Source organism: Staphylococcus sp. FSL K6-0223 (genome assembly GCF_038008285.1).
On sequence record NZ_JBBOYX010000001.1, the window covers coordinates 607495 to 627694 of the forward strand.

Below are 20200 nucleotides of genomic sequence, written 5' to 3' on the forward strand. Positions count from 1 at the left end.
TAAAGTAGAATCGAGTTAGATTTTACTTTAGTCCTATATTTTTATATTGAATATTTATTGACTTGCGATAATAATTCACTAATTATATCATGTTGGCCTTTACAATGATAATAAGTATCGAGAGATTGTGCCAATCTTAAGTTTTCTTTGGGTTCATAAGTTGTAGTATGTAACTCTATTACATTTAAAAGTTGTTTTTCAACGTCTTGCGAATATCTTTTTAGATTAGCTATTAAATCATTTTCATCCGTAGTCGTTTTAATTTCTCTATCTAATGCTTCTATCGCTTGTTTTTGTCCTTGGTAAAAACTAATATTAAATGTTCGTTGAATGAGCTCTCGACTAGGTCCATTCATAAATAGTGAACGGTTTTCATTTAATTCAATTAAATGTATTTTAAGTGTATCACTAAGGTCAAATAGTGTGTTTTCTAAGATTTCAGAAATAGTGTCTGTCATTATGCCTCTCCTTTCTTTGGAATGCCAATTTGATGTCCTAATGATTTAGGCCAGCGCTTATCATATTGAGAATCATAGTATATTTGGATATTAGATTTATAGTGTGCGGGGAAAGAAGCAGGTCGGCGTGTTGAACGATTAATACCCATCATCATTATTTCGCTTGTTGCAGCTAAAGTTTCATCATTTTTAAATAATTCTAAAAAGAAGTGAACACGTTTTTCATCATAATTATAAATACGAACACGAACTGAAAATGATTCTTCGAAGTGTAATTCCTTTAAATAGGTTGTATGTTCTTCGACTGTAAATGTTGTATAATTAAGCGCTTCTCTTTCTTTCAATGATAAACCATTATAATGATTAAATTCACTAATAACTTCACTGAAAACTGAATTATATTCTGCATCGTGCATATGTTGGTTAAAATCAACTTGAGAAGATACTACACTTTTATGAATAATAAATGGATAGTTCATAATATTTTATCCCTTCTTTAAAATTTTATAAAAATACTTTACTAACATAAAATAACACATACACAATATTTAATTCATGGTAGAATGATAACCGTATGGTTAAATAGGAGGAAACAGAAAGATGACCATGATAATTCGATATCAAACTAAGGACGAACCACTAACTCAAGTTGAACAAATCAGTGATGTACCTAATAATGCTACTATTGTGTGGTTGGATTTTGAAGATGCAACATCCAAAGAAAATGATTTTTTGATTGAAAACTATAATTTTAACTATTTAGAATTAGAAGATGCCATTAAAGGGGTACCACGAGTTAAATATAAATCTTATGATGATTACCAATACATGGTATTTCATAGTATGCATAAAGATAATTTTACTCCTATAGCATTGAACGTATTTCTAGACGGAAAAACATTAATTACTTATCATCAACATCATTTTGAATCATTAATGGAAGTTGTCAAGATGAATGCGCGTAAACATGATCCAGATTTAGATTGTGCTGATATCGTTATACATATCCTTGATATGATGGTAGATAAATATTTTGATTTTGTTTATACCATTGAAGATGAGGTATACAACTTTGAAGATGCACATGTAGATGATACACATAGTAAAAAAGTAATGGATAATGTCTTTCAATTACGTTCTAATCTTATAAAAATAAAACGTGTATTATTCCCAATGCAGGAACTTGTGAATACAATTAAGACTGAAGGTAACTTAATTGTAGATTATAAACATTCAATGTATATTCAACATATTGATGATCATATTATTAAACAAAATAATATTATTAGAACCTCTCAAGAAATGACAAATGAAATTCGAGAAAATTTTGAATCTTATTCTTCTTTTAGAATGAATAGTATTATGCAAGTATTGACACTCGTGTCAGTTATATTTTCTCCTTTAACATTTATAGTAGGCGTATATGGAATGAACTTTGAATATATGCCAGAGTTAAAATGGCATTATGGTTATTTTATTTGTTTAACTATAATGTTACTCATTTCAATTGCATTAATTCTCTTCTTTAAAAAGAAAAAGTGGTTTTAATATAGAACATAGTTTAAGGAAAGTAGGTTGTTACATGAGTGATATCCAAAGAGAGCAAAGAAAAAATGAACATGTAGAAATTGCAATGGCACAACAAGATGTCCCTCAATCAGATTTTGACCGTATGAGGTTTGTACATCATTCAATTCCAAATATCAATGTGAATCAAGTGGATTTAACGAGTCATACTTCAAATTTTGATATGACATTTCCCTTGTACATTAATGCAATGACAGGTGGAAGTGATTGGACTAAGACAATTAATGAAAAGTTAGCAGTCGTTGCTAGAGAAACAGGCTTAGCTATGGCTGTAGGATCTACACATGCAGCTTTAAGAAATCCTAAGATGGCTGAATCATTTAGTATTGTACGTAAAACAAACCCTGAGGGCATTATATTTAGTAATGTAGGCGCAGATGTACCAGTAGATAAAGCTGTTAAAGCAGTTGAATTATTAGACGCACAAGCTTTACAAGTACATGTGAACGCACCACAAGAATTAGTGATGCCAGAAGGGAATAGAGAGTTTTCGACATGGTTAGAAAATGTGGAAGCAATTGTTCAACGCGTGAGTGTACCTGTTATCATTAAAGAAGTAGGATTTGGCATGAGTAAAGAATTACTACAATCTTTAGTAAATATAGGCGTGACGTATGTAGATGTGAGTGGAAAGGGTGGCACTAATTTTGTCACGATAGAAAATGAGCGTCGTTCAAATAAAGACATGGATTACCTTTCAAATTGGGGCCAATCGACTGTAGAATCACTACTTGAAAGTATAAGTTATCAAGATAAACTAAATGTATTTGCAAGTGGTGGATTACGCACACCTTTAGATGCAATTAAAAGTTTAGCTTTAGGTGCAAAAGCTGTTGGCATGTCACGTCCATTTTTAAATCAAGTTGAACATGCTGGTATCACTAGTACCATTGAATATGTAGAATCATTTATAGACCATATGAAATCTATTATGACAATGTTAGATGCTAAAGATATTAATGATTTAAAACAAAGTAAAATTGTTTTTGATAGTAAGTTAATGTCTTGGATAGAACAAAGACATTTAAAAGTTGAACGTGGATAATATTAATCGCTTTTGAAGAAGGATGACCTTTTCAAAAGCGATTTTTTTATTGAATGAGGTGTTACTTCCATGTTTCTTCTGGTAATAGACAATCAGATTTTCTCATTCTAGAGACATATGGATTTCCTTTAACAGTATATCTTAAGTGTTTTTCTGTCCATTCACCTTTATTTGGGATACCTATACGTGCACTTTCTTCAATCTCTCTAGGAAATTTTCTATTCTTTACATCAATAGATAAACGACATTGATTAATTGTTGAACCATCTATTGCTCTAGGAATATTAAATGCTTTAGTCCACTTTCCTGGCCCATTTGTAAGTTCGAAACCAGATTTATTTCGGTTGATTTTCATAGTTTCGATACCATCTTCAGGTTCAACTGCACGTATTAAGACACCTTCTGGGATACCTTCTTCACGTGTTACTAAATTAATAAGTAAATGCGTATGCATAACATGGCCATATATGGTTCCACCACGTTGATATAAAGAAGTGACTTTAGGCGTTTGTTTCCCACCAAATCCATGTGCTGCTTTATCTTTAAAACCTAAATAAGCTTCTGTTTCGACAATATAGCCACTATAAGTTTGTGTATGATCTTGATAACTAATTTTAACGCCTAATAAAGATTTAGCCGTTTCAATTGTTGGTTTATTTACAAAGTCCAATATAAATACCTCTTTCTTTAAATGAATCATTTGGATGCTTGTCTAAATTTTTTAATAATTTTATTATAGTGGAAAATGTTAGAGTTAGAAAATATTAAATACATTGATAGAGAATGAAAAAACATTTAATAGATAGCGTTTACATTTTTAATTTATATAAAACCTATGGAATATTAATTAAAAAAGTGTAACAATATGTATTGATGATAAAGTCAAAGTTTAAAAGTAATAGATGAAATTTAAAGCAGTTTGCTACAATGAAACTAACTTTTCAAAAGTTGGTGAATAAAGAAATGATATATTCAATATTTATTTTTGTATTATCAGGTCTCTGTGAAATTGGTGGAGGCTATCTAATTTGGTTGTGGTTAAGGGAAGGACAATTAAGTTGGTTAGGGTGTATTGGTGGACTAGTACTTGTCTTATATGGTGTGATTGCTACATTTCAAGTGTTTCCAACCTTTGGACGTGTCTATGCGGCATATGGCGGAGTGTTTATTATAATGAGTATCATATGGTCATTTGTATTTGATAAACAAATTCCAGATAAGTATGATGTCTTAGGTGCTGTTGTATGCATTATTGGTGTATTAATAATGATTTTACCAAATAGAGCCTGATCAAGCGTGTTGAGAGGGAGACGTAAGTAATGATAGTTGAAGTAGAGAAACAAAATCATGGTATAGATTTAATTAAAATAGATAATGACGATACGTATATTGTATTTACAAACTATGGAGCACGAATTGTGTGTTGGAAATATCATGATAATAATATTGTGTTAGGTAATAAAGTAGAAGCGGATGAATTTTACCCTGAAAATCCATATAAATTTGGAGCTACTATTGGACGATATGCAGGACGTATTGAAAATGCTTCTTTTAATTTGAACAATAAATATTATCAATTGGAAGCAAATGAAATGACTAATCAACTTCACGGCGGTAGTAATGGTTTAGACAGACGGTTGTTTGATTATGAAATACAAAATAATATAACAAATATTAAAGTTATATTTAAACTTCAGATACAATCAAAAGAGGATGGTTATCCTGGAGATATGATGATTAAGGTTATACATACATATGATGTTGAACATCGCTGGACGATTGAATATGAAGCAACATCAAATGAAGATACATTATTCAATCCTACAAATCATGTGTACTTTAATCTAAATAGAGATAATAATGTCATTGATAATCACTCTATAATAAGTGAACAATTAAAAATGTATCCTATTGATCAGAACCATCTTATTTCCAGTCAACAGCCTATTGATTTATTAGAACGATTTAATCATCGACCTATTCAATTTCAAGATATTTTTAATTCTGAAGATAAACAAATTAAAGAACAAATACATTTTAATAAAGGTCTCGATCACCCATTTGATATTGGTCATCATCGTCTTATCGTTGAAAATAACGAGTTTGCGTTAGATGTAGAAACAACAATGACTAATATAGTAATTTTTACTTTTAATGATACATCAGAATGGAAGAGTGATTTTAATATTTATAAACCTCATTCAGGTGTAGCGCTAGAAACACAATACTTACCTAATGATATTAATAATGAAGGCAATAAAGCTAAATCAATTCTAAAAGCTAATGTTCCATTTTATGCGAAGACAATATATCATATTTCAGAAAAATAACTTTATTTTTATTCAGAAACATACCACTATGACATTAAGTGATAGTGGTATGTTTCTATTTATTCATTGCTTTTTCTTTTAATAATTTCAATTTTTCAATACGTTTAGGAGATAAGTAAGGATTATTAATAGCTTTATTTAAACGATCTATATTTTCACGGTCATTATAATAAATATCATTCAAATTTTGAACAGATAAGCGTGTAGGAGATTCAGCAGTTTTAAGGAGTAATAAATGATCTTGTTGCTGCACATAACCTTCTTTTAAAACACGCATATAAAATCCTGTTTTACCTGAGGATGACATCCGCTTAACTAAATGTTTAATACCATACTTTCTTTGAATCTTCCAGCAAGGTTCACGTATTTCAGAAACTTCTACAATTGCCTCTCCTAATTGATATTGATTTCCAAAATACACATCATTTTCATCAAGGTCAACGAGAGTTAAATTTTCACCAAACATTGCATAATCAGGTAGTATATTAATATCATCTTTATACATTGCATAATTTTTCTTACTAAAACAACAAACAGCTTTGTGTGGACCACCATGGTCCTTATAAGCTTGTTCATCCTCACTGAACCCTGTATAAGATAACCACATTTTTCCAGAAAACATTGTTTTATTTAAAGCAGAATGCATTGGACGTTTTTGATCATAGTTTAAAGTTTTAATTTTACCAGTTGAAATAGCATATACCGGAATCATGTTATGGTCTCCTTTTTTATCATATCTGTTATTTTACTATATTTTTAAAAAGTATAAAAATATCTTTTGATAAATTAAATGAATGTAAAATAGACCTAGGTATTTTAAAAAGGCTAGTGTAAAATAATAAATGAGTATATGAAAAGGAGTTATAGTACCGATGAAGGATGCGAAAGAACTCAAATTAATGACGACAGATGATGCAGTAGCTCAAATCCAAGATAATATGATTCTTGGAATTGGAACAGGAAGTACAATTGAACTATTGATTCCTAAGATTGCAGAGCGTATTCAACAAGATAATTTAAATGTTACAGGTGTATGTACATCTAATAAAAGTGAATTTCTTGCTAAACAATATAATATTAATGTGGTTGATATTAATGATATTACTTATATAGATTTAGCTATTGATGGTGCAGATGAAATCGATTCAGATTTAAACCTTATTAAGGGAGGCGGTGGTGCCTTATTCAGAGAGAAAGTCATTGATGAAATGGCAAGACAATTTATAGTTTTAGCAGACGAAAGTAAAATGGTAAATTACTTAGGTGAAACTTTCAAATTACCTATTGAAGTTGATAAATTTAACTGGTTACTGATATCTAAAAAAATTGAAGCATATAATGATATCTCAGTCGAACGAAGAATGAATGAGGATATACCATTTATTACAGATAATGGGAATTATATTTTAGACTGTGAATTAAAAAGTAAGATAGATCCTTATCAATTACATGAATTTTTAATTCATCTCACAGGTGTGCTAGAAACAGGTTATTTTTTAGATATGACAACACAAGCGATTATTGGCACTCAAGAAGGAATTAAAGTAATTAATAAGAAGTAAAAAAGAGAGGAACATGTTTAAGTTCCTCTCTTTTCTTTTTATTTATTAGATTTATGGATATCATTGATTTCTTCTTTTACATTATCCACTACAGATGAGCGTCTATTTTCTGTATATTTAGAAGATGATTTTAAATGATGATCACCGTCTTGGACTTCAGATTCATTAGTCTGTGTATGAGTCACATTATTTTCTTGTAACGATTGATGTGACGTTTCTTTTTTATCCAATTCACTATTAGATATCTTATTTGAATCATCTATGTCATCATTTACATGGTCTAAATAATTATTAGGTTCTACTTCATCTAATGATTGGTTTGTTGTTTTATATAAGATAAAGCGAATGACTAAACTTAAAAGAATGAAAATAATACCAACAATTGTAGTACTTAAAGCAATAACTTTCATAGAGAATAAGTCGCCAGTTTCTTCGCTAAATAAGAATACTTGAGCAAATGTCATTGCAGCATGGAATAACGTTGCAATATAAATCGTACGACCTTTAGTTGCTCTAATTAATTCACCGACAATCATTGAAAACATAAATGTATATAAGAAGTGATAACCTGCATATTGCATTCCATATGTCGTGTTAATAGTCCAAATAGAATACATTAAACCTACAATGATTGAAGCAAAAAATGTATTGACTTTACTTTCAACAATATTTTGTAAATATGAACGGAATCCAAATTCAGCAAAGAAAGCCATGAAAATATGACCAATCATAATTGTAAATACAGATACTGATAAATCATTGGCTTGTAATAAAATAAAACTATCAGCAAATCTATTGAAACTCATCATTCCAATAATAAAAATAATGAGCGGCAAAATTAACGCAAGTATTATACGTTCAATAACTCTAATATCAATAGAGAAATTCAAACCAGCTAGTTGAGTACGCTTATTTTTAAATGCAATAATACAAATTATTGCAGCAATAAATGGCGCTAAATTATTAATACTAAACACAAAACGTTTAATACCAATAGATGCTTGAAAGTCTCGCAGGATTAAAGACAATGCCATTGTAACAACGAAAAATACAAAAATTGTTAAAGTCCATTGAAATCCTGAAATACGTTTCGTCTTCATGTATGTAACCTCCATTAGGGTAACCATATATATTCTTTTCTTAATATTATACATATTACAAGGGGATAAATAAATTGTCCATTTTAAATATCATTAAAATGTAATAGTATTGAATTATTTTTAAATTTTTGAAACTAATATTTAATGTCTGAATCATAAATTAAAGGGTAAATAATTTAATAAAAATGGGTATTGATTGTATAAAATATGTTATATGATTAAGATAACCTTAAATAATTAGGAGGCATCTAATATTATGTACAGTGAAAGCAATCCAAAACTATGGAAAGGAAGAGTAGATAGTCAAAATGATCCTAAGCAGTTTAAGCATTTTCAGACCGTCACATTTGCTAATTTAGAAAAAATAGAAAATCGTTTTGATAAAGTTGGTGTAGGTTTGTTAGGCTATGCCGTTGATAAAGGGATTGAACTGAATGAAGGAAGAATTGGTGCTAAAAAAGGACCAGACGAAATAAAAAAAGCGTTTGCCCAATTACCTGATTTAAGTGAATGTGAATCTCTTGTTGATTATGGAAATGTAGAATATACAAAAGGTTCTCTAAGTGAAGTTCAAGAAGAAATGGGAGATTTGGCTGCTCGAGTTATTCAACAGCATCACCAATCTTTTTTTATTGGTGGAGGACATGATATCGCATACGCACAATACCTAGCAACGAGACACACTTATCCTGATGCTTCTATTGGCATTATTAATATCGATTCACATTTTGAGACGCGTGCTGATGTACAATCTAATTCTGGTACAATGTTCAGACAAATTTTAGAAAAAGATGATAATGTTGATTACTTAGTTTTAGGCTTATCTCAAGGTAGAAATACACGTTCTCTATATGAATATGCTGAAGAAAAAGGAATTATCTATGTATATGCAGATGAAATTTTAAATGATTTGTCTCCAACCATTAAAGATAAGATTGAACGTTTTATTCATCAGCATGAAACGATTATGTTTACAATTAGTATGGACGCCATCGATAGTGCATTTGCACCTGGAGTAAGTGAACCTACTGTCCTCGGATTGAATCCTCATTCTGTATTTAATATAGGTAAACGCGTTATATTAAGTGGAAAGACATCTTCTATTAGTATTGCTGAAGTCAATCCAAATTATGATATTGATCATCGTACTGCTCAACTTGCAGCGAATTTTATTCACCATTTTATAGAGTAGTTATTTTAAAAATTGAAATGAACTTTTAGATAAGAGTAGTCCACCATTCTAAGTAATGGATATCTACTCTTATTTAGTTATAAGAAAAGTTTGATAATTATGATACTATAGACTATACAACATTTTATTGGACTTAGAGAAAGGGAAGTGACATTGATGACAAGTTTTAACGACGTTGTAAAATGGAGACGCATGTTTCATCAATATCCTGAGTTATCAAAATACGAATATAAAACGACGCAACGTATAAAAGATATATTAACTTCATACAATATTAAAATGATTGACATTCCAATGGAAACGGGCCTAGTAGCAGAAATAGGACAAGGAGAAAAATGTATTGCTGTTCGTACTGATATTGATGCGTTACCTATTCAGGAGCAAGTTAGTCAAGACTTTACTTCTACTAATGATGGAGTGATGCATGCTTGTGGACATGATATTCACATGGCTAGTATCTTAGCTATTGCTACCAAGTTAAAAGAAGAAGAAGAACAATTAAATGGAAGAGTAAGGTTTTTATTTCAACCAGCTGAAGAGCTTGGGTATGGTGCTAAAGCCATGGCTAAAACCAATGCATTAGATGATGTACAAGCGATTGTTGGATTTCACAATTATCCAACATTAGATATTGGAGAATTTGCAATTAAATCTGGTCCTATTACGTCTGCTGTAGATCGTTTTGAATTTAAAATTCATGGCAAGGGAGCTCATGCTGCCAAGCCAGAGCAAGGCAATGACCCTGTAATGGCGTTAGGGCAATTAATTACAAGTTTGCAAACAATTATTAGTCGTAATTTATCTGCCTTTGATAGTGCTGTCATTACAATAGGAGAAGTGTCTTCAGGTAATACTTGGAATGTTATTGCAGATAATGCTTATGTTCAAGGCACGGTACGTTCATTCAAACCTGAAGTACAAGATTATATTGAACAACGTATGCATGATATTGCTAAAGGATTAGAACAATTATTTAATATAGAGATTGAATTAATTTATACACGTTTACCAGGCGCAGTTATTAATGACGTAGAGCTTACAAAACATGCTAAAGAAGCGGCAAAAAAAGTAGGATACACAGTAATTGATTTAGAACATCCGTATACAATTGGAGAAGATTTTTCTGGTTTATTAGAGCATCATCCAGGGGTATTTGCATTTATTGGATCGAATAGCGAATATGATTTACATCATCCAAAATACAATCCAGATGAACGTATTTTAGAAAAAACACCTGATTATTTTATAGAACTGATTTATCAATTATTAGCATAATATTTATTAGAAAATTTTTGGAATTATGATTTAATTACTATTTAATGTGGTAAAGCTGTATTGAGTGATTAAATAGGAGATGATTTTAATGGGTGCACAAGATCCAAGAACTAAATTTAAAGATTCTGATTATAAAAAACAAGAACAAGAAACACCAGGTTATCAATATAAAATGTCACCTAAACCAGATTGTGGTGAAGAATCATATGAAGGTCATGGCCGTTTACAAGATTATAAAATGCTAGTAACTGGTGGCGATTCTGGTATTGGACGTGCAGCAGCAATTGCTTATGCTAAAGAAGGCGCTGATGTAGCTCTTAACTACTTACCAAGTGAAGAACAAGATGCACAAGAAGTTAAAGAAGTCATCGAAAAAGCTGGAAGAAAAGCAGTGCTTATCCCTGGAGATGTGAGAAATGAGCAGTTTAACTATGATTTAGTAAAACAAGCTTATAATGAATTAGGTGGCTTAGACAACATTACTCTTGTTGCAGGTCATCAACAGTATCATGATGATATTCATGGATTTACGACTGAACAATTTGCTGAAACATTTGAAACAAATGTGTATCCAATTTTTTGGACTGCTCAAGCAGCAACTAAATATTTAAAACCAGGTGCTTCAATTACAACGACATCTTCGGTGCAAGGGTATAAACCTGCTGCAATTTTACATGATTATGCCGCTTCTAAAGCAGCAATTATTTCATTAACAAAAAGTCTTTCTGAAGAATTTGGAGATAAAGGTATTAGAGTGAATAGTGTAGCGCCAGGACCATTTTGGTCACCTTTACAAATCAGTGGTGGACAACCTCAATCAGCAATACCAGAATTTGGCCAAGCTACTCCACTAGGTCGTGCAGGTCAACCTGTTGAATGTGTGGGACCATATGTATTATTTGCTTCAGAAGATGGTAGTTATTTAACTGGTCAAGTTCATAGCGTTACTGGTGGTATTCAAATCGACTAATTTAGTTAAACGTTAAGTATACTGGCGAGAGATTTTTAGAAATCTCTCGCTTTTTATTTTATAAAGGAGAATTAAAAATGAAAGGGATTAATCCAAATCAATTATCAGATATTCAAAATTATAAATTATTAAGTGGTTCAGTTATACCTAGACCTATTGCGTTTGTAACATCGGAAGATGAAAAAGGTAATTTAAACGGTGCACCATTTAGCTTTTTCAATGTAGTGAATAATAAGCCACCTATGATAGCAATTGCAGCACAAAGAAGTAATGGTAAGCGTAAAGATACTGCTATAAATATTGAAAAAACAAAAGAATTTGTTGTGCATATTACAGATGAATTCAATATTGAAGATATCAATGAGACGGCTGCACCTTTAAAATACGAAGACAATGAATTAGAACGCACATCATTGACTCTTATCAGTTCATCTATTATACAGACGCCTGCTGTGAAAGAAGCTAATATTCGTTTTGAATGTAAATTAGATCAAATGATTCAATTAGGTACTAAAAATGATGGTGCGGATTTAATTATAGGAGAAGTTGTTATGTATCATATAAATGAAGATGTCTATTTTGAGGATAGTAAAATTGATTTTAATCAGCTTAAACCGGTAGCACGTTTAGCGGGAAATAATTATTCTAAACTCGGAGACACATTTACAATTAAACGTCCAGAATCATAATAATATGAATTTTACATGTAATTGTATTGACGATGATATATGAATCTTGTACCTTTAAATATAAATTCAATTAGTATTAAGGAAAGTAGGTTAAATATGGAAGAAGGGAATAAAGGGCATGCATGGGCACTACTACCTCTTGTGCTATTTATTGCATTATTTTTAGGAATAGGAATCGCTACTGGAGATTTTAGTAATATGCCTTTAAATGTTGCGATAACGATTACTGTGATTGTAGCATTAATGATGAATAGAAAAGAAAAATTTTCAAAAAAGATTGAAATATTTACCCAAGGAGCAGGGCATTCAAATATTGTCCTAATGGTTTTCATCTTTATCTTAGCAGGTGCATTTTCAACTACTGCTGAAAAAATGGGTGGTGTTACGTCTACAGTTAATTTAGGACTATCACTCATACCACAAAATTTTATTATTGTAGGATTGTTTATAATTTGTATGTTTGTCTCTATCTCTATGGGAACCTCAGTTGGAACTATCGCAGCACTTGCACCTGTAGGATTTGGATTTTCTCAGGCAACTGATATTTCAGCTATGTTAGCGATGGGAACAGTAGTAGGCGGTGCGATGTTTGGTGATAATTTATCAATGATATCAGATACCACAATAGCAGCAGTACGTACTCAAAAAACAAAAATGAGCGATAAGTTTAAAGTTAATTTTTGGATTGTTTTACCAGGTGCAATTCTAACAATTATCATTTTATTTTTCTTAACAAATGGTGTACATATTGATCATTCTAAGCAATATGATTATAACTTAGTGAAAGTCATTCCTTATATTTTAGTGCTTGTTTTAGCCGTCATTGGTGTGAATGTTATCGTAGTTTTAATTAGTGGTACTATACTTTCTGGAATCATTGGTCTTATTGATGGTTCTTTCAATTGGAAAGGTTTATTAACTGCTATATCAAAAGGAATTATTGGAATGGAAGATATTGCAATTATAGCTTTACTTATTGGTGGGCTTGTTGGTCTTATTCAACATAATGGCGGTGTAGAATGGTTGCTTAATTTTGTGAAATCGAAAGTGAAATCGAAACGTGGTGCTGAATTTGGTATCGCTAGTCTTGTGAGTGTAGCGGATATCGCTACAGCAAATAACACAATTTCAATTATTATGTCAGGACCATTGGCTAAAAATATTGCCGACGAGTATGAAGTAGATCCTCGTAAATCAGCAAGTCTTCTTGATATTTTTGCTGGATGTTTTCAAGGTCTGTTACCCTATAGCCCTCAACTTATTGCAGCAGCGGGTGTCGCTGGAATATCTCCTTTTAGTATGTTGCCATATTGTATTTATTCAATTTTATTAGGCATTTGTGGAATTCTAGCAATTGTATTTAGATTTCCACGTCTTAAGACGAAATAAATGATATATAACAAGTTAAAATCATCTAAATTTATATTTTTTTTAATTTCTGATAGTTGAAATTTTGGTAGTATTTATAAATGCGTTAAAATATAACTAAGAGTGAAAGTAGGTGAGATGAGTGGCAAAATATAATGTAGAAAATGAACAAGTTGAGATTCATATTGAGCGTTTATTTAAATATTCTCCAGAATTGGTTTATAGTGCTTGGACAGATATAAACTTATTAAAGCAATGGTTTATGACCTCCCAACGAACAAATAAATTATTTGATGCAGATATTCATGAAGGTGGACAATATCGAATAGTAGATGCTCGTAATGGTAAACAAAATGTAATTCAAGGTAAATATGAAGAATTAGTATCCGATGAATACATCAAAATGACTATTGGAATGCCAGAATTAAGCGATAGTCAAGATGCTATTGAAGTAGAATTTGAAGAGCGTGAATCAGGCGGTACGCAAATGTTCTTTTACTATCAATCTATAGTAGAAAAAGAACGTCGTTTAACGGCTTTAGAATATAAACATAAAAAGAAAGAATATCATGATTCTACTGCACATGGTTTAGAATTAATGTTTGATCGAATGAATGAAGTTTTAGATCAATATGTAGAGGACAATGATATGTTACTTTAATTAAAATGAAAAGACCTATTGAGTAAAAGTCAGTTATTACTTAATAGGTCTTTTTATTTATTGTAATTCACCGTTTTCTTTTCGCTCATTATATTTTCTTAGTAGCGTTTCAAAAAAGATATGATAATTAATAAAGCTAGAATAATCTATATCATTGTATAAATAAAATGTATGGCTAGAAACGTAAACATTATAATTTGCCTTTTGTGCTAATGTATTGTCTTTCATGGTTGTAACAGAAATAAAATAACGTTGGCGCAATTGAAGTAAATTAGTAATCTCAGTTAATTGGTGAGTTTCTCCAGATAAAGAAATCACAAAAAATAAGTCATCTTCATTAGAGTAGTTAAGTACCATTTTAATCTCATGTTCATCATGCAATACAATTACATTTTTATGCATAGTTAATAAGATACGTTGTGCTTCTTCAGCTACATTTTTCTGAGCTCGTCCAGTACCATATAAGTATACATTGGTAGCTTTATCAATTTTTTCAGTAATAAGGTTAAAATTTACCCTTTCTAGGTAAGTAAATGTTGTTTCAATTTCTTGTTTAAATTGTTTGATTGAATCGGTAGGAACTTCATGTAAAGATTGACTTTCAAATTTTAAATAAGATTTAAAATCACTATAGCCATCAAAGCCTAATTTACGTGTGAAACGATGAATAGTTGCGTTTGATGCATGTGTATATTGTGATAGTTCTTGTATTTTTAAAGTTTTACATTGTTCTATATGTGTATTAACAAAATGAGCTATATGAAGATCATTGTCATTTAATTTATCAAAGTTAGTATTAACTCTCTCATCTAATAACATATAAACACCTCAAGTTATAATATTGAAAATTTTTTCATCTATAGAAAATATAAACTGATTATACAAAAATATTTCAAAATGAGTCAATATCATTGTATATATGAAAGCGTTTACTATAATAGAATTAAGATATTAAGAAAGCGCTTAAAAAAGTGCAATATCATATGATTAACTATGATATTTAGATTTGGGGGTCAGCATATGAACGCAATAAAACGTTTTGGGAGCGCAATGATAGTTCCAGTATTAATGTTTGCATTCTTCGGGATTATATTGGGGTTTGCAACACTATTTAAAAACCCAACAATAATGGGTGGTTTGGCAGACAGTCACACATTTTGGTTTAAATTTTGGTCAGTCATTGAATCTGGTGGTTGGGTTATCTTTAATCACATGGAAATTGTATTTGTAGTAGGTTTACCAATTTCACTTGCTAAAAAAGCACCAGGTCACGCAGCATTAGCAGCTTTAATGGGTTACTTAATGTTTAATACATTTATCAATACCATTTTAACGCAATGGCCACATACGTTTGGTGCAAACTTACAAAAAGGTGTTGAAAATGTTACAGGTTTAAAAGCAATTGCAGGTATTCCAACATTAGATACTAATATTTTAGGTGGTATCATTATTTCAGCTATTGTAACTTGGATACATAATAGATATTACAGTAAGAAATTACCTGAAATGCTTGGTGTTTTCCAAGGTTTAACATTTGTAGTCACTATTTCATTCTTTGTTATGTTACCTGTAGCAGCCATTACATGTGTAGTGTGGCCAACGATTCAAAGCGGAATTGAATCATTACAACACTTCATTATTGCTTCTGGTTATATAGGCGTATGGTTATACCATTTCTTAGAACGTGTATTAATACCTACTGGACTTCACCATTTTGTTTATGCACCAATTGAAGTAGGTCCAGTTGTAGCAAAAGATGGTTTAAAAGCAGAATGGTTTAGACATTTAAATCAATTTGCCGAAAGTAGCAAACCATTAAAAGATCAATTCCATTATGGTTTCATGCTTCAAGGTAATGGTAAAGTATTTGGCGCAATTGGTATTGCTTTAGCAATGTATTCTACAACACCTAAAGAAAATCGTAAAAAAGTAGCTGCATTATTGATACCTGCTACATTAACTGCTGTTGTAGTTGGTATTACAGAACCATTAGAATTTACATTTTTATTTATTGCACCATTCTTATTTGTTATTCATGCATTATTAGCTGCAACAATGGATACAATCATGTATGGTTTTGGAGTAGTTGGTAATATGGGTGGAGGACTACTTGACTTTATTGCAACAAACTGGATTCCACTTGGACAAAATCACTGGATGACTTATGTAGCTCAAGTTATTATTGGTTTAATTTTCTCAGCAATTTACTTCTTTGTATTTAGATATCTTATTTTAAAATTTGATATTCCATTACCAGGACGTCGTGCTGAAGAAGAAGTGAAACTATTTTCTAAAAAAGATTATAAAGAGAAAAAAGGTGAAGATAGTACAGACACTTCAGGTTTTGAGCCTAGTAATGAATATGAAGAAAAAGCATATTATTATTTAGAAGGTTTAGGTGGAAAAGAAAATATTAAAGATGTGACAAATTGTACAACACGTTTACGCTTAACTGTTAATGACGAATCAAAAGTAGAAGATACTGCATATTTTACACATCAACAAATGTCACATGGACTTGTAAAAAGTGGTAAGAATGTACAAGTAGTTGTAGGGATGACCGTACCACAAGTACGAGAAGCATTTGAACACTTAGTATTTGATGAAAATGACAAAAAATAAGATACTAAAAGGGTCGAAACATTTTGTTTCGACCCTTTTAGTATTCTAAGAAATACGTGCATTATGTAATGCGCGAGCTTTATATGTGGCTGATAAAATATCAATATTTCGACAAGCAATAAACTGAATGAGTTTCGAGAATATTTCTGGTTTACAACATACGCTAGCATAATTATTGTTTAATGTATAAGTTAAATCATATTGATTAGAGAAATATGTCATTATATCAATAACTTTATCTTTAATAAAAGCATCTTGTAATCCATCTATACATAAATTAAAGCGTTTAGAAGAAGAATAATATTGTCCAGAATCCAATAAGATGTGTGTATTTCTAGAAGAAAGAATTTGGTAAATAGAAATTTGGTAAAAACTTAAAAAACTAATGAAATAGGGCAATTGTTGTTTAGGCAAACTGATTTCAAGGGCTGGAGTATTGTTATATTTAATAATGTTGTATTGAAATGATTCGCAAAATTGAACATTTCTGCAAATTTTCATTAATTGTTTTTTAGTCGATCTTGATTGCAAACCTACAATATTTAGAATGTAAGTTTCAACTTTATCTATCCACATGCAAGAACCTCCCAATTCTTAATAATATGTAGTCTTCATGTCATTATCATTCTTAAAATGAAACACGTCGTTCCCATATACAGTCTGATTGTATCACTCTTTATTATGATTATCACTACGACTTTTGAATGAATTTTAATTTAATATTTTTGTAATATATTCGTAACTCTATTTAAAAGAGAAAAAATAAAAATATACATATTTTTAAATATTCTGAAAATTCATTGTTTTACTTTTTCTCCTGTGATACTCTTATTTCATTATTTAAAATAAGAGGGTGACATTATGTTAAGTAAAGTAAGTGAATTTGCAACTAAGACATTTTTATTATGGATGTTTATTGCTGCTATTATAGGTTTTATATTTCCAACTCAACTAGCGACGATGGGTCAATTCGTCCCATGGCTATTAGGAATTGTGATGTTAGGCATGGGAATGACAATTAAACCTAGTGATTTTAAATTAGTTTTTAAAGAGCCGAGGTCTGTTATTATCGGAGTGATCTTACAATTCACTATTATGCCTACCTTGGCCTATACTATTGCTAAAATATTTAATTTACCAGCTGAGTTAGCAATTGGAGTGATTTTAGTTGGATGTTGTCCTGGCGGAACATCAAGTAATGTCATGAGTTATCTAGCTAATGCTAATGTCGCGTTATCTGTAGCGATTACAAGTGTATCTACTTTATTAGCACCATTTGTAACACCGGCTTTAATTTATTTATTTGCTCATGAGTGGTTACATGTATCATTTTTAAGTATGTTATGGTCGGTCATTCAAGTTGTTTTATTACCAATAATCATAGGATTCCTTTTACAACTTGCTTCCAAAAAAGTAACTCGGGAAGCTACTAAAATTTTACCAATTATTTCTGTAGTAGCGATTTCATTGATTTTAGCGGCTGTTGTTGGAGGGAGTAAATCACAAATTCTTAAAACTGGATTCCTTATTTTTATTGTAGTCATTTTACATAATGTAGTGGGCTATTTATTAGGTTATGTTTTAGCGCATGTATTCAAACTTGATAGAAGAGACAAAAAGGCCGTTTCTATTGAAGTTGGAATGCAAAATTCAGGTTTAGCTGTGTCTTTGGCAACTGTACATTTTAGTCCACTAGCAGCAGTGCCAGGAGCTGTATTCAGTTTTGTTCATAATATTTCTGGACCTATTCTTGCCAAATATTGGTCTAAACGTTAATGTAATATGTTAAACTTACCTATAATATTAAGTTTAAAGGAGAAATATCATGTATAAAGCAATAGTATTCGATTTTGATGGTACAATTGTCGATACTGAACAACATTTATTTAATATTATTAATAAGCATTTAATTAGTCATAAAGCAACACCAATTACACTCGATTTTTACCGTGAAAATATTGGTGGAGAAGCAAAGGATTTACACGAATATTTGGAACAGACGATTGGAAAAGATAATAAAGAAATTATTTATAAAGAACATCATCAAACAAGTAATCAATTAGAAATTAATCCTACGATTAAACAATTAATGAAATACTTGAAGCAACGTCATATTCCTATGGCAATTGCGACAAGTAGTTATAAAAAGGATATTTTTCCAGTATTTAAGAGTTTAGGTTTAGATGAATATATAAATATTATTGTTGGGAGAGAAAGTGTAGAATATGTAAAACCAGAGCCAGAACTTTATTTGACTGCGGTTCAGCAACTTAATTATTCTCCAACTCATTGTTTAGCTATTGAAGACTCTGTAAATGGTGCTACAGCTGCTTTTCGCGCTGGATTAGATGTTATAGTAAATACAAATGATATGACTCAAAAACAAGATTTCTCAACTATTCCATATATTGGTAAAGATTTAAATGGCGAAGAAATTATAAATCGTTTTTTTGAAAAGGGTCATGTGTGAATGACATGTCGTCGCAATTAATCATCTTCTTTTTAGCTGGACCCATTATTATCGGAATAGGAAATCTTGTTTTAGGTCCAATATTTAATAAACGTATTCCTTTTAGAGTTCGTATACGTTCATTCATGTTAGGATCAATGATATATCTTATACTTGCTTTTATAGCGTATTTCTTTTTGTTACAAGGCAAATTATAAAGTGACTGACCAATATAACAGTAAAAAAGGAACCTTTTTCTAAGGTTCCTTTTTTATTAAATAATTATTTTTAGAATAATTGTAAAGACTAATAAAACAATTAAAATCGCATCAATACCTACCATTACGGTAAATCTAGTGCTTTTAGATCCTTGAGATTTAGCTTGTTTCATTGCATTATAATTTGGTATGAGACTTAAAAATAATAAAACAATAATTAATATTATACCAATAGTGACTGACATATATTTATTCTCCTTTTCTTTTTTCAATCCATTCCCATATAAATCCTGCAATAATACCTACACAGATTCCTGTTAAAACACCGAACTTTGGAGAAGATAATAATGTTCCTATAATTAAAAAGATTATAACAGCGATAGATAAAGTAATACTAAATTTTATTTTACGTTGATCAGAATTAAAGATTGAAAATACAATTAAGTATAGTAAGAAAAATACTAAAGTTGCTAAAAGCGTTCGTAGTATAAGCAAACTTACCATGTGTTGTTGTTCACTAAAAAAGTTCAGTAAAAAGAACACAATAGCAAAAATAATAGATACCTTCATATCCTTTTTTAATAAATGCTGCATAAGGTTAAACTCCTTTAAGTCTATATAAGCAGTATAGCATACTGCTAAAGTATCAATTAAATATATTAATTTAGTAATAT

At 30.5% G+C, this 20200-nt stretch carries 23 protein-coding genes and 1 pseudogene; 15 read left to right on the forward strand and 9 right to left on the reverse strand.

Features of this window, described 5'->3' with window-relative positions:
• Positions 1–41 precede the first annotated feature (41 nt).
• The gene (locus MHI13_RS02815) at positions 42–458 is read right to left on the reverse strand and encodes a hypothetical protein (protein ID WP_017174917.1); all 417 of its coding nucleotides are present in this window, start codon (positions 456–458) and stop codon (positions 42–44) included.
• Entirely contained in the window at positions 458–937 is a 480-nt protein-coding gene (locus tag MHI13_RS02820) for a thioesterase family protein (protein ID WP_017174916.1), read from the reverse strand. Before MHI13_RS02820 ends, MHI13_RS02815 begins: the two co-directional genes overlap by 1 nt.
• Before the next feature lie 121 nt (positions 938–1058).
• Between MHI13_RS02820 and corA the strand changes: the two genes are divergently transcribed.
• Both corA and fni read left to right on the forward strand, forming a co-directional pair.
• Positions 1059–2006: a magnesium/cobalt transporter CorA gene (corA, locus tag MHI13_RS02825; protein WP_017174915.1), complete on the forward strand. Its 948-nt coding sequence runs from the start codon at positions 1059–1061 to the stop codon at positions 2004–2006.
• Between the two features lie 34 nt (positions 2007–2040).
• Positions 2041–3090, forward strand: a complete 1050-nt coding sequence (gene fni, locus MHI13_RS02830; protein WP_019834785.1) for a type 2 isopentenyl-diphosphate Delta-isomerase — start codon at positions 2041–2043, stop codon at positions 3088–3090.
• 61 nt (positions 3091–3151) lie between these two features.
• On the opposite strand, the gene MHI13_RS02835 is transcribed toward fni, so the two are convergent.
• Positions 3152–3760 (reverse strand): DNA-3-methyladenine glycosylase, encoded by a 609-nt coding sequence (locus MHI13_RS02835; RefSeq protein ID WP_049382598.1) that lies wholly within the window; start codon positions 3758–3760, stop codon positions 3152–3154.
• A gap of 293 nt (positions 3761–4053) precedes the next feature.
• Between MHI13_RS02835 and MHI13_RS02840 the strand changes: the two genes are divergently transcribed.
• Complete coding sequence (locus MHI13_RS02840; RefSeq protein ID WP_070547984.1) at positions 4054–4380, forward strand: YnfA family protein; 327 nt, start codon at positions 4054–4056, stop codon at positions 4378–4380.
• A 29-nt stretch (positions 4381–4409) separates the two neighbouring features.
• The gene (locus MHI13_RS02845; protein ID WP_048680392.1) at positions 4410–5420 is read left to right on the forward strand and encodes an aldose epimerase family protein; all 1011 of its coding nucleotides are present in this window, start codon (positions 4410–4412) and stop codon (positions 5418–5420) included.
• Positions 5421–5475: 55 nt separating this feature from the next.
• On the opposite strand, the gene MHI13_RS02850 is transcribed toward MHI13_RS02845, so the two are convergent.
• Positions 5476–6132, reverse strand: coding sequence for an MOSC domain-containing protein (locus MHI13_RS02850; protein WP_049434493.1), 657 nt, complete (start codon positions 6130–6132; stop codon positions 5476–5478).
• 160 nt (positions 6133–6292) lie between these two features.
• Here MHI13_RS02850 and MHI13_RS02855 point away from each other — a divergent pair, with 160 nt between their 5' ends.
• A complete protein-coding gene (locus MHI13_RS02855; protein WP_049382599.1) occupies positions 6293–6982 on the forward strand; it encodes a ribose 5-phosphate isomerase A in 690 nt (229 codons plus the stop codon).
• A gap of 271 nt (positions 6983–7253) precedes the next feature.
• Here the strand turns inward: MHI13_RS02855 and MHI13_RS02860 are convergent.
• Positions 7254–8082, reverse strand: a pseudogene (locus MHI13_RS02860) (lysostaphin resistance A-like protein); the annotation flags it as partial.
• 256 nt (positions 8083–8338) lie between these two features.
• On the opposite strand from MHI13_RS02860, the gene hutG reads away from it, so the two are divergent.
• The 6 genes from hutG to MHI13_RS02890 all read left to right on the forward strand — a co-directional run bounded on the left by hutG (position 8339) and on the right by MHI13_RS02890 (position 14237).
• Positions 8339–9274: a formimidoylglutamase gene (gene hutG, locus MHI13_RS02865; protein WP_054105729.1), complete on the forward strand. Its 936-nt coding sequence runs from the start codon at positions 8339–8341 to the stop codon at positions 9272–9274.
• Positions 9275–9430: 156 nt separating this feature from the next.
• Positions 9431–10549 carry an amidohydrolase gene (locus MHI13_RS02870; protein WP_019835631.1) on the forward strand — a complete coding sequence of 373 codons (1119 nt, stop codon included), beginning with the start codon at positions 9431–9433 and terminating at the stop codon, positions 10547–10549.
• An 88-nt stretch (positions 10550–10637) separates the two neighbouring features.
• Entirely contained in the window at positions 10638–11519 is an 882-nt protein-coding gene (locus MHI13_RS02875; protein ID WP_019835630.1) for an SDR family oxidoreductase, read from the forward strand.
• A gap of 77 nt (positions 11520–11596) precedes the next feature.
• A complete protein-coding gene (locus MHI13_RS02880; protein ID WP_017174904.1) occupies positions 11597–12208 on the forward strand; it encodes a flavin reductase family protein in 612 nt (203 codons plus the stop codon).
• A gap of 96 nt (positions 12209–12304) precedes the next feature.
• Positions 12305–13597: a Na+/H+ antiporter NhaC family protein gene (locus MHI13_RS02885; RefSeq protein WP_017174903.1), complete on the forward strand. Its 1293-nt coding sequence runs from the start codon at positions 12305–12307 to the stop codon at positions 13595–13597.
• 121 nt (positions 13598–13718) lie between these two features.
• A complete protein-coding gene (locus MHI13_RS02890) occupies positions 13719–14237 on the forward strand; it encodes an SRPBCC family protein (RefSeq protein ID WP_070548455.1) in 519 nt (172 codons plus the stop codon).
• Between the two features lie 57 nt (positions 14238–14294).
• Here MHI13_RS02890 and MHI13_RS02895 read toward each other — a convergent pair whose 3' ends face one another.
• Positions 14295–15056, reverse strand: coding sequence for a MurR/RpiR family transcriptional regulator (locus MHI13_RS02895; protein ID WP_048679170.1), 762 nt, complete (start codon positions 15054–15056; stop codon positions 14295–14297).
• A 201-nt stretch (positions 15057–15257) separates the two neighbouring features.
• Between MHI13_RS02895 and MHI13_RS02900 the strand changes: the two genes are divergently transcribed.
• Positions 15258–16859, forward strand: coding sequence for an alpha-glucoside-specific PTS transporter subunit IIBC (locus MHI13_RS02900; RefSeq protein ID WP_017174901.1), 1602 nt, complete (start codon positions 15258–15260; stop codon positions 16857–16859).
• Between the two features lie 45 nt (positions 16860–16904).
• On the opposite strand, the gene MHI13_RS02905 is transcribed toward MHI13_RS02900, so the two are convergent.
• Entirely contained in the window at positions 16905–17435 is a 531-nt protein-coding gene (locus MHI13_RS02905) for a hypothetical protein (protein WP_070548453.1), read from the reverse strand.
• A gap of 285 nt (positions 17436–17720) precedes the next feature.
• Between MHI13_RS02905 and MHI13_RS02910 the strand changes: the two genes are divergently transcribed.
• The 3 genes from MHI13_RS02910 to MHI13_RS02920 are packed head-to-tail and all read left to right on the forward strand — an operon-like array spanning position 17721 to position 19526.
• Positions 17721–18635, forward strand: a complete 915-nt coding sequence (locus MHI13_RS02910) for a bile acid:sodium symporter family protein (RefSeq protein WP_017174899.1) — start codon at positions 17721–17723, stop codon at positions 18633–18635.
• Positions 18636–18684: 49 nt separating this feature from the next.
• On the forward strand, positions 18685–19329 hold the full coding sequence (locus MHI13_RS02915; RefSeq protein ID WP_017174898.1) for an HAD-IA family hydrolase: 645 nt from the start codon (positions 18685–18687) through the stop codon (positions 19327–19329).
• 5 nt (positions 19330–19334) lie between these two features.
• A complete protein-coding gene (locus tag MHI13_RS02920; RefSeq protein WP_080979238.1) occupies positions 19335–19526 on the forward strand; it encodes a hypothetical protein in 192 nt (63 codons plus the stop codon).
• 56 nt (positions 19527–19582) lie between these two features.
• Here the strand turns inward: MHI13_RS02920 and MHI13_RS02925 are convergent, their stop codons facing one another.
• Together MHI13_RS02925 and MHI13_RS02930 are read right to left on the reverse strand one after the other, a co-directional pair.
• Complete coding sequence (locus MHI13_RS02925; RefSeq protein WP_002448560.1) at positions 19583–19771, reverse strand: hypothetical protein; 189 nt, start codon at positions 19769–19771, stop codon at positions 19583–19585.
• A 4-nt stretch (positions 19772–19775) separates the two neighbouring features.
• Positions 19776–20120 carry a hypothetical protein gene (locus MHI13_RS02930; RefSeq protein ID WP_017174897.1) on the reverse strand — a complete coding sequence of 115 codons (345 nt, stop codon included), beginning with the start codon at positions 20118–20120 and terminating at the stop codon, positions 19776–19778.
• Positions 20121–20200: the final 80 nt, after the last annotated feature.

Bases quoted from the DNA above. Each gene is read 5' to 3' on its own strand.
- MHI13_RS02815 (WP_017174917.1), bottom strand. From the start codon at position 458: ATGACAGACACTATTTCTGAAATCTTAGAAAACACACTATTTGACCTT.
- MHI13_RS02820 (WP_017174916.1), bottom strand. From the start codon at position 937: ATGAACTATCCATTTATTATTCATAAAAGTGTAGTATCTTCTCAAGTT.
- corA (WP_017174915.1), top strand. From the start codon at position 1,059: ATGACCATGATAATTCGATATCAAACTAAGGACGAACCACTAACTCAA.
- fni (WP_019834785.1), top strand. From the start codon at position 2,041: ATGAGTGATATCCAAAGAGAGCAAAGAAAAAATGAACATGTAGAAATT.
- MHI13_RS02840 (WP_070547984.1), top strand. From the start codon at position 4,054: ATGATATATTCAATATTTATTTTTGTATTATCAGGTCTCTGTGAAATT.
- MHI13_RS02845 (WP_048680392.1), top strand. From the start codon at position 4,410: ATGATAGTTGAAGTAGAGAAACAAAATCATGGTATAGATTTAATTAAA.
- MHI13_RS02850 (WP_049434493.1), bottom strand. From the start codon at position 6,132: ATGATTCCGGTATATGCTATTTCAACTGGTAAAATTAAAACTTTAAAC.
- MHI13_RS02855 (WP_049382599.1), top strand. From the start codon at position 6,293: ATGAAGGATGCGAAAGAACTCAAATTAATGACGACAGATGATGCAGTA.
- hutG (WP_054105729.1), top strand. From the start codon at position 8,339: ATGTACAGTGAAAGCAATCCAAAACTATGGAAAGGAAGAGTAGATAGT.
- MHI13_RS02870 (WP_019835631.1), top strand. From the start codon at position 9,431: ATGACAAGTTTTAACGACGTTGTAAAATGGAGACGCATGTTTCATCAA.
- MHI13_RS02875 (WP_019835630.1), top strand. From the start codon at position 10,638: ATGGGTGCACAAGATCCAAGAACTAAATTTAAAGATTCTGATTATAAA.
- MHI13_RS02880 (WP_017174904.1), top strand. From the start codon at position 11,597: ATGAAAGGGATTAATCCAAATCAATTATCAGATATTCAAAATTATAAA.
- MHI13_RS02885 (WP_017174903.1), top strand. From the start codon at position 12,305: ATGGAAGAAGGGAATAAAGGGCATGCATGGGCACTACTACCTCTTGTG.
- MHI13_RS02895 (WP_048679170.1), bottom strand. From the start codon at position 15,056: ATGTTATTAGATGAGAGAGTTAATACTAACTTTGATAAATTAAATGAC.
- MHI13_RS02900 (WP_017174901.1), top strand. From the start codon at position 15,258: ATGAACGCAATAAAACGTTTTGGGAGCGCAATGATAGTTCCAGTATTA.
- MHI13_RS02905 (WP_070548453.1), bottom strand. From the start codon at position 17,435: ATGTGGATAGATAAAGTTGAAACTTACATTCTAAATATTGTAGGTTTG.
- MHI13_RS02910 (WP_017174899.1), top strand. From the start codon at position 17,721: ATGTTAAGTAAAGTAAGTGAATTTGCAACTAAGACATTTTTATTATGG.
- MHI13_RS02915 (WP_017174898.1), top strand. From the start codon at position 18,685: ATGTATAAAGCAATAGTATTCGATTTTGATGGTACAATTGTCGATACT.
- MHI13_RS02920 (WP_080979238.1), top strand. From the start codon at position 19,335: ATGTCGTCGCAATTAATCATCTTCTTTTTAGCTGGACCCATTATTATC.
- MHI13_RS02925 (WP_002448560.1), bottom strand. From the start codon at position 19,771: ATGTCAGTCACTATTGGTATAATATTAATTATTGTTTTATTATTTTTA.
- MHI13_RS02930 (WP_017174897.1), bottom strand. From the start codon at position 20,120: ATGCAGCATTTATTAAAAAAGGATATGAAGGTATCTATTATTTTTGCT.